This window comes from Lelliottia sp. 489, assembly GCF_050435885.1.
In the GTDB taxonomy this organism is placed as follows: domain Bacteria; phylum Pseudomonadota; class Gammaproteobacteria; order Enterobacterales; family Enterobacteriaceae; genus Enterobacter; species Enterobacter nimipressuralis.
Map to the genome: position 1 here is coordinate 89872 of NZ_JBNDLC010000006.1, position 13541 is coordinate 103412.

13 protein-coding genes are annotated in these 13541 nt (G+C 56.4%); 8 read left to right on the forward strand and 5 right to left on the reverse strand.

The features are described 5' to 3' along the window. Positions 1–53: 53 nt before the first annotated feature. Positions 54–2234 carry a Zn(II)/Cd(II)/Pb(II) translocating P-type ATPase ZntA gene (zntA, locus tag ABIE11_RS17510; protein ID WP_429184988.1) on the reverse strand — a complete coding sequence of 727 codons (2181 nt, stop codon included), beginning with the start codon at positions 2232–2234 and terminating at the stop codon, positions 54–56. 75 nt (positions 2235–2309) lie between these two features. Then, entirely contained in the window at positions 2310–2936 is a 627-nt protein-coding gene (locus tag ABIE11_RS17515; protein WP_100778547.1) for a lysoplasmalogenase, read from the reverse strand. A gap of 128 nt (positions 2937–3064) precedes the next feature. Here ABIE11_RS17515 and ABIE11_RS17520 point away from each other — a divergent pair, with 128 nt between their 5' ends. Next, positions 3065–3424, forward strand: a complete 360-nt coding sequence (locus ABIE11_RS17520; RefSeq protein WP_429184989.1) for a DUF2500 domain-containing protein — start codon at positions 3065–3067, stop codon at positions 3422–3424. A gap of 50 nt (positions 3425–3474) precedes the next feature. On the opposite strand, the gene ABIE11_RS17525 is transcribed toward ABIE11_RS17520, so the two are convergent. Beyond that, positions 3475–3756 (reverse strand): DUF1145 family protein, encoded by a 282-nt coding sequence (locus tag ABIE11_RS17525; RefSeq protein WP_100778549.1) that lies wholly within the window; start codon positions 3754–3756, stop codon positions 3475–3477. Beyond that, positions 3740–4339, reverse strand: a complete 600-nt coding sequence (gene rsmD, locus ABIE11_RS17530) for a 16S rRNA (guanine(966)-N(2))-methyltransferase (protein WP_100778550.1) — start codon at positions 4337–4339, stop codon at positions 3740–3742. The genes ABIE11_RS17525 and rsmD overlap by 17 nt, the downstream gene beginning before the upstream one ends. Positions 4340–4466: 127 nt before the next feature. Between rsmD and ftsY the strand changes: the two genes are divergently transcribed. The 6 genes from ftsY to livJ all read left to right on the forward strand — a co-directional run bounded on the left by ftsY (position 4467) and on the right by livJ (position 11493). Beyond that, on the forward strand, positions 4467–5966 hold the full coding sequence (ftsY, locus tag ABIE11_RS17535; protein ID WP_268195029.1) for a signal recognition particle-docking protein FtsY: 1500 nt from the start codon (positions 4467–4469) through the stop codon (positions 5964–5966). A 2-nt stretch (positions 5967–5968) separates the two neighbouring features. Further along, the gene (gene ftsE, locus ABIE11_RS17540) at positions 5969–6634 is read left to right on the forward strand and encodes a cell division ATP-binding protein FtsE (RefSeq protein ID WP_100778552.1); all 666 of its coding nucleotides are present in this window, start codon (positions 5969–5971) and stop codon (positions 6632–6634) included. Then, the gene (gene ftsX / locus ABIE11_RS17545; protein WP_100778553.1) at positions 6627–7682 is read left to right on the forward strand and encodes a permease-like cell division protein FtsX; all 1056 of its coding nucleotides are present in this window, start codon (positions 6627–6629) and stop codon (positions 7680–7682) included. Before ftsE ends, ftsX begins: the two co-directional genes overlap by 8 nt. A gap of 256 nt (positions 7683–7938) precedes the next feature. Continuing rightward, positions 7939–8796: an RNA polymerase sigma factor RpoH gene (rpoH, locus tag ABIE11_RS17550; protein ID WP_059180334.1), complete on the forward strand. Its 858-nt coding sequence runs from the start codon at positions 7939–7941 to the stop codon at positions 8794–8796. Between the two features lie 134 nt (positions 8797–8930). Then, positions 8931–10196, forward strand: a complete 1266-nt coding sequence (locus tag ABIE11_RS17555) for a 4-aminobutyrate--2-oxoglutarate transaminase (RefSeq protein ID WP_420171671.1) — start codon at positions 8931–8933, stop codon at positions 10194–10196. Between the two features lie 196 nt (positions 10197–10392). Further along, on the forward strand, positions 10393–11493 hold the full coding sequence (gene livJ, locus ABIE11_RS17560; protein ID WP_142503677.1) for a branched chain amino acid ABC transporter substrate-binding protein LivJ: 1101 nt from the start codon (positions 10393–10395) through the stop codon (positions 11491–11493). Between the two features lie 85 nt (positions 11494–11578). Here livJ and panM read toward each other — a convergent pair whose 3' ends face one another. Then, complete coding sequence (panM, locus tag ABIE11_RS17565; RefSeq protein WP_102105314.1) at positions 11579–11962, reverse strand: aspartate 1-decarboxylase autocleavage activator PanM; 384 nt, start codon at positions 11960–11962, stop codon at positions 11579–11581. A gap of 424 nt (positions 11963–12386) precedes the next feature. Here panM and livK point away from each other — a divergent pair, with 424 nt between their 5' ends. Next, the gene (livK, locus tag ABIE11_RS17570) at positions 12387–13496 is read left to right on the forward strand and encodes a high-affinity branched-chain amino acid ABC transporter substrate-binding protein LivK (protein WP_102105315.1); all 1110 of its coding nucleotides are present in this window, start codon (positions 12387–12389) and stop codon (positions 13494–13496) included. Positions 13497–13541 lie beyond the last annotated feature (45 nt).

The window sequence follows — 13541 nt, forward strand, 5'->3', positions numbered from 1 at the left end:
GGGTGGCGACGACGCCTTACCCGGCCTACAACATTATCGCCTTTGCCCGGCGGTTATGACTTCCGCCGCAACAACCGCAGGGCGTTCGCTGTCACCAGCACCGTCGCCCCCGTATCCGCCAGCACCGCCAGCCACAGACCTGTTATCCCTAGCAGCGTTGTCACCAGGAAGATCCCCTTCAGCCCCAGCGCAATCGTAATGTTCTGACGAATATTGGTACGGGTGGCGCGCGCCAGAGATATCATCTGCGCAAGCCCGGTCAGACGGTTATGGGTAAGCGCTGCATCGGCGGTTTCCAGCGCCACGTCGGTGCCGCTGCCCATCGCAATCCCAATCGTTGCGGCTTTCATCGCCGGGGCGTCGTTAATGCCGTCGCCGACCATTGCCAGCGGTGCCTGAGCGTTCAGCCCGGTAACAGCCTGCACTTTATCTGCTGGCAACAATCCTGCCCGGTATTCCAGATCAAGCTCACTGGCAATCGCTGCCGCTGCACGTGGGTTATCGCCGGTCAAAATCACACCCTGAATACCGAGCTTATGCAGTGCCGCCACGGCCTCTTTGGCATCGTCACGCAGGGTATCGCGCAGGGCCAGAACCCCTTTCGCCAGGCCGTCGACAACGACGATCACCACCGTCTGCCCGGCCTGTTCCAGCTCGCGGATCTGCTGGCTGAAGGCGTCAGCGGGGAATTTATCGGCGGCACAGATCAGCACCTGGCGTCCTTCGACCACCGCTTCGATCCCTGACCCCATCAGCGCGCGCTGCGCACTGGCTGCGGGGATAGGCAGCCCGCGCGACTGCGCCTCACGCACAATCGCCTGCGCCAGGGGATGGGTCGATCCCTGCTCGACGGCGGCGGCCAGTGACAGCAATGCGTCGTCGGCAGGGTAGATCCCGGTAACCTGCGGTTTGCCAACCGTCAGGGTCCCGGTTTTATCGAAGGCAATCTGCTGAACCTGGCTGAGCTGCTCCAGCGCGGCACCGCCTTTAATCAGCGCTCCGCGTCGCGCGGCTGCCGCCAGACCTGAGGTAATGGCCGCAGGTGTTGAGATGACCAGCGCACACGGACAGCCGATCAGCAGCAGCGTCAGCCCTTTATAAATCCAGGCCTCCCACGGGGCGCTGAACAGCAGCGGCGGAACCACCGCCACCAGCAGGGCAATCAGCATAATCACTGGCGTGTAAATGCGGCTGAAGCGATCGATAAAGCGCTCGACGGGCGCGCGGCGCTCTTCGGCTTCTTCGATGAGCTTCAGAATCCGGTCAATGGCGCTGTCGCCCGGTTCGGACAGCACCGTGAGCTGCACCAGACGGTCCACGCTGGTGGCCCCGGCAGGGACTTTCTCGCCCGTCTCACGTTCGACAGGAATTGATTCCCCGGTCAGGGCGCTTTCATCGAAACTGGCGTTTGCGGTGATGAGCGTACCGTCCGCAGGCAGACGGCCCCCGGCAGCCACTTCCATTACATCGCCGGGGCGAAGTGTGGTGATGGCGACAGTTTTTCGTTCTCCGTCGACCACGACCGTTGCCGTTTCCGGTTTCAACGCCATTAACGCGCTGACCCCTTTGCGTGCGCGGCTCGCCGCCCAGCCTTCAAGGCGTTCGCCAATCAGGAACAGCAGCAGGACCATCGCCGCTTCTGCCGTCGCACCAATAAACAGCGCGCCAATCGCCGCGACGCTCATCAGTGTTTCAATGGCGAACCAGCTGCCGCTTTTCATCAGGCGCAGGGCCTGACGGGCAATCGGGAACAGGCCGACCAGGGTCGTTGCGATAAACGCCAGATTGCCGAACGGATGATTAAAGTGTTCCAGCGTCCAGCTCAGCGCCATCATGATAATCAGCGTAATGAGCGGCAGATTTTCCCGCAGGGGAGAGGTTTTTTCGGCAGGCGTCTGCTCGCTGCGCAGGGAATAGCCCGCGCGGGTGACGGCCGCTTCGACTTGCGCACTGACATCTTTTTCAGCGCTGATCAGCAGCTTTTCGGTCGCGAACAGCACCTGAACGTGGTTAACGCCAGCCACCTGTTTGACAGCGTTTTCGACTTTGCGCGCGCAGGCGGCGCAGTCCATCCCGTTGACGATCCAGGTGTAGCGCTCGCCGTTTTCAGGCAGCACGGGTGCCGTCTGGGTTTCGCATCCGCTGTCGCAGCAGCAGTCGTCTTTCGCAGGCGCGGGGCTGAGTTTCAGCGCCGAGAATTGCGGCACTTTTTTCGGTGTTTCTGGAGTCGACATGGCACTCTCCGGTAATGATAATATTCTCATTAACCGCAGCATACACTCTGGAGTCGACTCCAGAGTCAAGCACTATTAAATATACAGCGAGCGGACTATCAGGAAATGCCCGGCGAAGTAGCAGGCGGCGGCGATAGCGTTATCCGCGCGGAAGCGACGGCGGTAGTGACTTCCCAGCCAGACAATATTCCCAATCAGCAGCAGGGCGGCACCGAAGAACGCCGACATCGCAGGCGAGGTTGGGCGGAAGAACCACAGTTCACCGGCCAGCCAGACCATCACCAGCGTCATGGCGATAAAGGTACAGACCGGCCAGCGCATCTCCTCCAGCCGTGTCCAGATCACCGCCACCAGCAGCGCGCCCATGACCAGTAAGATCAGCGGCAGCGGCCAGAAGAAGGAGAGGGTCATTTGGCTGGCGAAGTAGATGGTATAGAGCAGATGGGAAAGGAAAAATGCCCCGATGGCATACAGCAAACGCTGGCGCGGCAGGAGGGTAAGCGCGTCACCAATCAGCGAGGCGCACAGACCTGCGAGCACCAGATAGCTGACGGCGTTGAACATTGGCGCCTGCCAGGCGAGCAGCAGCAGGAGCAGCAGTGTCACCGGTTTAAACAGCCAGCGCTGCCACGTCGGACCGCGATACGACGCATCGACATAAAGCCATGCGGAAAAACAGACAGCGATAAATGACCAAAGCATATTAACTCCCTGTATCTGTTATTTTTGAATCATACATTCTGATTCAGTGTAGTGACGCGAGCAGGCGTTTGGCAATGCCGGATAAGCCGCGGTATCCTGATTTCCGCATAATCTGATGGGATTCAACAATGAGTAAAATGCCGCTTTTCTTCGTGGTGGTGGTGGCCATCATCGTCATCGCCGCTTCGTTTCGCTTTGTGCAGCAGCGCCGTGAAAAAGCCGATAATGACGCCACGCCGCTCTTACAAAAACGGGTGGTGGTGAGCAATAAGCGCGAGAAAGCGCTTAATGAGCGCCGTTCCCGGCAGCAACAGGTGACGCCAGCAGGGGCGTTAATGCGCTATGAGGCGAGCTTTAAGCCGCAGAGCGGTGGGCTGGAGATGACGTTTCGTCTCGACGAGAAGCAGTACCATCAGCTGACGGTGGGGGATCGCGGGCTGTTGAGCTATAAGGGATCGCGGTTTGAAGGGTTTGCGGTCGAGCCGTAACTCGCCGGGTGGCCCGGTCTACAAAAGCTGTACACCGGGCTGCATATGACTTATTTCTTCGCCTGTGCTTTAAACTTTTTCATCCACACCAGCAGCTCGAACACGCCGAAAATAAAGACGCGCAGTTGCTGCCAGCCGGTCATCGGCGGCCCGTCTTTCGGCAGACCGTTTTTCAGCATCACCATCTGCAGGGCGTGCATAAAGGCGGTGAAAATCAGTGCCACGTTAACGAAAATGTTCATCGGACGTGGGAACGGGTGGACGAGGTTCAGGAGCAGAAACGCCCAGACGCCCAACATCAGCAAACGGCCAAGATTAATCAGAACTGGCATCAGGCTCTCCTTCTACTTCACGGTGATACAAACGATAGGCGACCTGCCCTGCGACCTGTTCGCGGTGCAGATCCCAGTGAACGGGAACCGGCGGAAGGCCATTTTCCACTTCACTTTCGACATAAATAAGCGCGTCATCCGCCAGCCAGCCGTTGTTTTCCAGCAGCGTCAGCGTCTCTTCCAGCAGCCCCTTGCGGAACGGCGGGTCGATAAATACCACGTCGTGCGGCGTGCCCTTTTGCGCGAGGAACGACAGAGTATTGGTATTCACCACGTTGCCGTTGGTCGCTTTGAGGGTCGCCAGATTTTGCTGCAACTGCTGCGCAACGCCGCGCTCCATTTCCAGCAGGGTAGCGCTTGCGGCATAACGCGACAGCGCTTCAAGGCCGAGCGCGCCGCTTCCGGCAAAACAGTCCAGGCAGCGAGCGTCAACCATCGACGGAGCCAGCCAGTTAAATAGCGTCTCGCGGACGCGATCGGTTGTCGGGCGCAGCCCAGGGCTGTCGGGTACAGGCAGTTTGCGGCCTCGCCACTGGCCGCCAATAATGCGAATTTGTCCGGCCGGGCGGTTCGTTTTCTTCATTTCAGGAAAGCTCTGCTAACAATTGGCCTGCGATTCCAGGCGGTGATGTTAATTAGGTAAAGTGTTAGACTATTTCATCATTTTTATAGCTTCCATGTATATAGCACCGCGAGGAGTGTCGTCGCAGATGGCAAAACAAAAAAAACGTGGCTTCTTTTCCTGGCTGGGCTTCGGCGAAAAAGAGCAAGAAACAGAACAGAAAATCGAAGAACAGCAAGCGGTTGAAGAGCAGTCACAGCCCGAAACGCCTGTTGAAACCGCCGCGGTTGTAGAAGCGGAAGAGCCCGCGCACAGCAAAGAAGAGATCGACTCCTTCGCTGAAGACGTGGTTGAGGTGACCGAACAGATTCAGGAGATCGAGAAACCGGAGCCGGTGATTGTTCCTCAGGCGGACGAGGTTGTCGTTGAGCCGGTTGTTGAAGAAGCGCCTCAGGCCGTGATTGAGCACGAAGAGCTGCCGCTGCCGGAAGAGGTCAAAGCCGAAGCGATCGCGCCAGAAGAGTGGCAGGCAGAAGCGGAAACCGTAGAGATCGTTGAAGCCGTTGAAGAAGAGGCGGAAAACGCGCCTGAAATCACCGATGAAGAGCTGGAAGCCCAGGCGCTGGCCGCCGAAGCCGCAGAAGAAGCGGTGATCGTGGTGCCGGTCGAAGAGACGGAAGATGAGGCCCCGGCGGAAGAGATCGTTCAGGAGCAGGAAAAACCGACCAAAGAAGGTTTCTTCGCGCGTCTGAAACGCAGCCTGGTCAGAACCAAAGAAAACCTCGGTTCCGGATTTATCAGTCTGTTCCGTGGCAAAAAAATCGACGATGATCTGTTTGAAGAGCTGGAAGAGCAGCTGCTGATTGCCGATGTCGGCGTGGAAACCACGCGCAAAATTATCGCGAAACTGACGGAAAGCGCGAGCCGTAAACAGCTGCGTGATGCCGAGGCGCTGTACGGCCTGCTGAAAGACGAGATGGGCGAAATTCTCGCAAAAGTTGACGAACCGCTTAATATTGAAGGCAAAACGCCCTTTGTTATTCTGATGGTGGGCGTTAACGGCGTCGGGAAAACCACCACTATCGGTAAGCTGGCGCGTCAGTTTGAGCAGCAGGGCAAATCGGTGATGCTGGCGGCGGGCGATACCTTCCGTGCAGCGGCCGTCGAGCAGCTGCAGGTCTGGGGTCAGCGCAACAACATTCCGGTGGTTGCGCAGCACACCGGCGCAGATTCTGCGTCCGTGATTTTCGATGCCATCCAGGCGGCGAAAGCGCGAAATATCGATGTGCTGATTGCGGATACCGCAGGGCGTTTGCAGAATAAATCGCACCTGATGGAAGAGCTGAAGAAAATCGTCCGCGTGATGAAGAAGCTGGACGAAGATGCGCCGCATGAAATTATGCTGACCATTGATGCCAGCACCGGACAGAACGCCATCAGCCAGGCGAAGCTGTTTGATGAAGCGGTCGGGCTGACCGGGATTACGCTGACCAAACTGGACGGCACCGCCAAGGGGGGAGTGATCTTCTCCGTGGCGGATCAGTTCGGCATTCCAATCCGTTACATCGGTGTCGGCGAACGTATCGAGGATTTGCGTCCGTTTAAATCGGACGACTTTATTGAGGCACTATTTGCCCGAGAGGATTAACAATGATTCGCTTTGAACACGTCAGCAAGGCCTATCTCGGTGGGAGACAAGCGTTGCAGGGGGTGACATTCCACCTGCAACCGGGCGAGATGGCATTCCTGACCGGCCACTCCGGCGCGGGGAAAAGTACCCTGCTCAAGCTTATCTGTGGGATCGAGCGGCCAAGCGCCGGGAACATCTTTTTTAGCGGGCATGATATCAGCCGCCTGAAAAACCGTGAGGTGCCGTTTCTGCGTCGCCAGATCGGCATGATTTTCCAGGATCACCACCTGCTGATGGATCGCACCGTCTTTGATAACGTGGCGATCCCGCTGATCATTGCGGGTGCCAGCTATGACGATATCCGCCGTCGTGTTTCGGCGGCGCTGGATAAAGTCGGGCTGCTGGACAAAGCGAAGAACTTCCCGATTCAGCTTTCCGGCGGTGAACAGCAGCGCGTGGGTATTGCCCGTGCGGTGGTGAACAAACCCGCCGTCCTGCTGGCGGATGAACCGACCGGTAACCTGGACGATGCGCTCTCGGAAGGGATCCTGCGGCTGTTTGAGGAATTTAACCGCGTTGGGGTAACAGTCCTGATGGCGACGCACGACATCGGGCTGATTTCCCGTCGTTCGTACCGCATGCTGACCCTGAGCGAAGGTCATTTGCACGGAGGCCACGTTGAATAAGCGCGACGCAATAAACCAGATTCGGCAGTTTGGTAATCGATTCGACCGCTTCCGCAAGCCGCAGGGCGGCGGAGAGGGTAACCGTAACACGCCAAAGCGTGCGAAAGCGGCGCCGAAGCCAAACTCTCGCAAGACCAACGTCTTTAACGAACAGGTGCGCTACGCCTTCCACGGCGCGGTGCAGGATCTGAAAAGCAAACCGCTGGCGACGTTCCTGACGGTGATGGTGATCGCCATCTCCCTGACGCTGCCGAGCGTCTGCTATATGGTCTACAAAAACGTCAATGAGGCGGCCTCCCAGTACTATCCGTCACCGCAAATCACGGTGTATCTGGATAAGGCGCTGGATGACAGCGCCGCCGCGCAGGTGGTGGGGCAACTCCAGGCGGAGCAGGGCGTCGAAAAGGTGAACTACCTGTCGCGCGACGAAGCGCTGGGCGAGTTCCGCAACTGGTCCGGGTTTGGCGGCGCGCTGGATATGCTCGAAGAGAACCCACTGCCCGCCGTGGCGGTGGTGATTCCGAAACTGGACTTCCAGGGCACGGATTCGCTGAACACCCTGCGCGATCGCATCACCCGTATCAACGGCATTGATGAAGTGCGTATGGACGACAGCTGGTTTGCGCGTTTGGCCTCCCTGACGGGGCTGGTAGGGCGCGTGGCGGCGATGATTGGCGTGCTGATGGTGGCGGCGGTCTTCCTCGTCATCGGTAACAGTGTGCGTCTGAGCATCTTCGCCCGTCGCGATACGATTAACGTGCAGAAACTGATAGGTGCGACGGATGGATTCATCCTGCGCCCGTTCCTATATGGCGGCGCATTGCTCGGTTTTTCCGGCGCATTTCTTTCACTGATTCTGTCAGAAATTTTGGTGATGCGGCTCTCTTCCGCCGTCACTGAAGTGGCGCAGGTTTTCGGAACTAAGTTTGATATCAGCGGCTTATCCTTCGATGAGTGCCTGTTATTACTGCTGGTGTGCTCGATGATTGGCTGGGTGGCCGCCTGGCTTGCCACCGTACAACATTTACGTCACTTTACCCCGCAGTAAAAAATCTCTGGTATAATCTTTCCCTGCAATGAGTACTTCACTCTGCAGGGAAAGAGTCCCTGTTGGCTCTCCCCCGCAATCAGTTGTCCATGTCACAATTTGTGCGTAATTTATTCACAGCATTACATGGAACTTGTGGATAAAATCACGGTCTGATAAAAATGTGAATGTTAGTCTCACTGCTCAAATGCTTTGGCATGCTTGTTGCCTGATGGGGACAAACAAACGCCAGAAGACACTAAATTGAGAGGAATGAATGACCAAAGAAATGCAAACTTTAGCTTTAGCCCCTGTTGGTAACCTGGAATCTTATATCCGGGCTGCGAACACCTGGCCGATGTTGACGGCTGAGGAAGAAAAGGAGCTTGCTGAAAAGCTGCATTACCAGGGCGATCTGGAAGCAGCTAAGACGCTGATCCTGTCTCACCTGCGCTTTGTTGTTCACGTTGCTCGTAATTACTCGGGTTACGGTCTGCCGCAGGCGGACTTGATTCAGGAAGGTAACATCGGTCTGATGAAGGCTGTACGTCGCTTCAACCCGGAAGTGGGTGTGCGACTGGTCTCCTTCGCCGTTCACTGGATCAAAGCGGAAATTCACGAATACGTGCTGCGTAACTGGCGTATTGTGAAAGTCGCTACGACCAAAGCACAGCGCAAACTGTTCTTCAACCTGCGTAAAGCCAAGCAGCGTCTGGGCTGGTTCAATCAGGATGAAGTCGAAATGGTAGCGCGTGAGCTGGGCGTTTCCAGCAAAGATGTGCGTGAGATGGAATCCCGTATGGCCGCTCAGGATATGACATTCGATATGTCTTCTGACGACGATGCGCAGGATAGCCAGCCGATGGCACCGGTTCTGTATCTGCAGGATAAAACCTCTAACTTTGCCGACGGCATCGAAGAGGATAACTGGGAAGATCAGGCTGCAAACAAACTCACCCACGCGATGGAAGGTCTCGACGAGCGTAGCCAGGCGATTATACGCGCCCGCTGGCTGGACGAAGACAACAAGTCCACCCTGCAGGAGCTGGCCGACCGCTACGGCGTCTCAGCAGAGCGTGTGCGTCAGCTTGAAAAGAACGCCATGAAAAAACTTCGCGCCGCTATCGAAGCGTAATTCCCGCGAAGTTCCCCGATAACCCCTGGATGAAAATCTGGGGGTTTTGTTTTTTTAACGACCGCTCTGGCGAATTCCTCCCCCCTGGCAAACACTTACAGATGCGCTACGCATGCGAATCTTAGGGGGACAGGGTGAACAATCACGAGTTAAATGAACGGCGTTTGCAGGCAACGCCGCGCGGCATCGGGGTGATGTGCGGTTTCTACGCCGATAAAGCGGAAAACGCCACGCTGTGGGATATCGAAGGCAACGAAGTGATCGACTTCGCCGCCGGGATTGCGGTTTTGAATACAGGCCATCGCCATCCCAAAGTGATCGCCGCCATCGAAAAGCAGCTTCAATCGTTTACCCACACGGCGTACCAGATTGTGCCGTACGAAGGCTATATCGCCCTCGCAGAGCGCATCAATGCCCGCGTGCCGATTGAAGGGCCTGCCAAAACCGCCTTCTTCTCGACGGGCGCCGAAGCGGTCGAAAACGCGGTCAAAATCGCCCGCGCCTACACCAAACGACCCGGTCTTATCACGTTCGGTGGTGCCTTCCACGGGCGTACCTTTATGACCATGGCCCTCACCGGCAAAGTGGCACCGTACAAACTCGGCTTCGGCCCGTTCCCTGGCTCGGTCTATCACGCGCAATATCCCAACACGCTGCACGGCGTGAGTTCTCAGGACGCCCTGAAAAGCCTGGAGCGCATCTTTAAAGCCGATATCGCCCCGGATCAGGTGGCAGCGATTATCCTCGAACCGGTTCAGGGTGAAGGCGGATTCAACGTCGCGCCGCCCGATTTTATGCAAGGGCTGCGCGCCCTGTGCGACACCCACGGAATTTTGCTGATCGCTGACGAAGTGCAGACCGGCTTTGCCCGTACCGGGAAACTGTTCTCGATGGAGCATCACTGCGTTAAACCGGATCTGATCACCATGGCGAAAAGCCTGGCGGGCGGTATGCCGCTCTCGGCAGTGTCGGGCCGCGCCGAGGTGATGGACGCCCCCGCACCGGGCGGGCTGGGCGGCACCTACGCCGGGAACCCGCTGGCGATTGCGGCGGCACTGGCGGTGCTGGAAGTGATCGACGAAGAGGATCTGTGCGCTCGCGCCTCGCACCTGGGCCATCATCTGGTGGAAGTGCTGAGCAAGGCCAAATCTGGTTGCCCATATATTGCAGATATCCGCGCGCAAGGCTCGATGGTGGCGGTGGAGTTCAACGATCCCGAGACCGGGCAGCCCTCACCGGAATTTACCCGCCAGGTTCAGGAGCGCGCGCTGGCGGAAGGGCTGTTGCTGCTCAGCTGCGGCGTGTACGGCAACGTCATTCGTTTTCTCTATCCACTCACCATTCCCGACGCGCAGTTCCGCAAAGCGCTGGATATCATCTCTGCCTCGCTGACTCGATAAAGCCCGAGCCCGGTCGCAAAACTGCACCGGGCTGGCATAGTTACATTTCAAATTAGCTATTCCAAAATCATAAAAATGGGGTATGTTTTAGCAGAGTGTGCTGAAAAAGCGCGGACGGCAGACCTATAATTGAAATAAAGCGCTACACAACAACATCACAACAATCGTAATAACCATAATAATGGGGAATCTCAGGATGAATATGAAGGGTAAAGCGTTACTGGCAGGATGTATCGCGTTGGCATTCAGCACTATGGCTCAGGCTGATATTAAAGTGGCTGTTGTCGGTGCGATGTCCGGTCCGGTAGCGCAATACGGCGACCAGGAATTTACCGGCGCAGAACAAGCGGTTGCAGACATTAATGCCAAGGGCGGCATCAAAGGCGAAAAACTGCAGATCGTAAAATATGACGATGCCTGCGACCCGAAACAAGCGGTAGCAGTGGCGAACAAAGTGGTGAACGACGGGATCAAATACGTTATCGGTCACCTGTGCTCCTCATCCACCCAGCCTGCGTCTGATATCTACGAAGACGAAGGCATTCTGATGATCACCCCGGCGGCGACCGCACCAGAGCTGACCGCGCGTGGGTATAAACTGATTCTGCGTACCACCGGTCTGGACTCCGACCAGGGCCCAACGGCCGCGAAATACATTCTTGAGAAAGTGAAGCCGCAGCGCATCGCGATTGTTCACGATAAACAGCAGTACGGCGAAGGCCTGGCGCGCTCCGTGCAGGACAGCCTGAAAAAAGCCAATGCGAAAGTGGTGTTCTTCGACGGCATCACCGCCGGTGAAAAAGACTTCTCCACGCTGGTAGCGCGTCTGAAGAAAGAGAACATCGACTTCGTATACTACGGCGGTTATCACCCGGAAATGGGCCAGATTCTGCGCCAGGCGCGCGCGGCCGGTCTGAAAACGCAGTTCATGGGGCCAGAGGGTGTGGCGAACGTTTCCCTGTCTAACATCGCGGGCGACTCGGCTGAAGGGATGCTGGTCACCAAGCCGAAGAACTACGATCAGGTTCCTGCGAACAAACCGATTGTGGATGCCATCAAGGCCAAGAAACAAGATCCAAGCGGCGCGTTCGTGTGGACCACCTACGCTGCGCTGCAATCCCTGCAGGCAGGCCTGAACCAGTCAGCCGATCCGGCTGAGATTGCGACCTGGCTGAAAGCGAACTCCGTCGATACCGTCATGGGGCCGCTGTCCTGGGACGAGAAGGGCGATCTGAAAGGTTTTGAGTTCGGTGTCTTTACCTGGCATGCAGACGGTTCAGCGACCGACGCTAAGTAAAAAAATGCCCGGTGGCGCTATGCTCTCCGGGCCTACAAAACCTGAGTTCCAGGCCGGGTAAGGCGCAGTCGCCACCCGGCTTTTTTTACCGCCGCTCCCACCCATTTTCCCGCTCTGCAAACCCTGTCGCCTGCATAAAGGCGGACATCACGCTGCGGTCTTCCACGCCGATATCGGACATCCACCAGGCTGACACGTCCGGATTATCGCGAATCACCTCTTCAATCAAATACTGCCCCACGCCGCGACGGCGGGTGATTTCCCGCACGCGCAGGGAGTCCAGCGCGCCATCGGTTCCGCTCAGGGTCACGCGCACTGCGCCCAGCAGACGCTCGTTAAAGCGGGCGGCATAAATTCGATGGGTTTCATCCACGGTCAGGGAGGAAGGAGAATATTCCGGCCAGATCTTGCCCAGGTCGATATGATCCTGGTCGCTAAAGGACACCAGACGAAGGATGGTCAGTTTCATTAGCTGCTTGTCCAAATCAAAAAGAGTAAAGGCAGTGTACTCAATTTATCTCTTCAGCGGCTTCCCCTTTTTTGAACCATTCTCCAGCTGATTACTTTTTTAGCAGCGCGATGTGTAGCGAGAAAGAGCAGGGATCGAAAATTAAGCAGAATTTTACTCTAAAAGGCAGTGTTTTATTCGGCGCTTTGTACCGTTATTTTATGCTGCAAACTGCACTTTTATTTGTTTATCTCTGTCTGATTTCAGAATATTATCTTTGCTTAATCGCCTGAAAAATAGAGATTTTAGTCTGGTTTTTATCAAAAAACTGCGCTAAACCATTAAAGGCACTGGTAAAAATAGCGTTGTTCATTAAAAGTACAGAATGCTTTTTAACCATAATAAAACAAAATATATACATCACGTCACGAATGGGGATTCACAGATGAAAAGGAACGCGAAAGCATTGATCGCGGGAATGGTTGCATTAGCGATTTCGCAGGCAGCCATGGCGGAAGAGATTAAAGTTGCCGTCGTCGGTGCGATGTCCGGTCCGGTTGCCCAGTGGGGTGATATGGAGTTCAACGGCGCGCGTCAGGCGATCAAAGACATCAACGCCAAAGGTGGGATCAAAGGGGATAAGCTGGTTGGCGTGGAATATGACGACGCCTGCGATCCGAAACAAGCCGTCGCCGTGGCGAACAAAATCGTTAACGACGGTATTCAGTACGTTATCGGCCACCTGTGCTCCTCTTCCACGCAGCCCGCTTCAGATATCTATGAAGACGAAGGCATTCTGATGATCACGCCAGGCGCTACCAACCCGGAGCTGACGCAGCGTGGCTATCAGCACATCATGCGTACCGCCGGTCTGGACTCTTCTCAGGGGCCGACTGCCGCGAAGTACATCCTCGAGAAAGTGAAGCCGCAGCGCATCGCGATCATTCACGATAAACAGCAATACGGCGAAGGCCTCGCGCGTTCCGTACAGGACGGCCTGAAAAAAGGCGGCGCGAACGTGGTCTTCTTCGACGGCATCACCGCAGGTGAGAAAGATTTCTCTGCCCTGCTGGCACGCCTGCAAAAAGAGAACATCGACTTCGTGTACTACGGCGGTTACTACCCGGAGATGGGCCAGATGCTGCGCCAGGCGCGCGCGACCGGTCTGAAAACGCAGTTTATGGGCCCGGAAGGCGTGGGTAACGCGTCCCTGTCCAATATCGCAGGCGATGCGGGCGAAGGCATGCTGGTGACAATGCCAAAACGCTATGACCAGGAACCGGCGAACAAGGCTATCGTAGAGGCGCTCAAAGCGCAGAAGAAAGATCCGAGCGGTCCGTACGTCTGGATCACCTACGCGGCGGTGCAGTCTCTGGCGACTGCCATGGAGCGCACCGGCAGCAAAGAGCCGCTGGACTTAGTGAAAGATTTAAAAGCACACGGTGCAAACACCGTGATTGGGCCGCTGAACTGGGATGAGAAAGGCGATCTAAAGGGATTTGAATTTGGTGTCTTCCAATGGCACGCCGATGGTTCTTCTTCGGTAGCCAAATAATCATCCCGCCGCCCGCGCAAAACGGGCGGTTATAAAAAGGTTTTC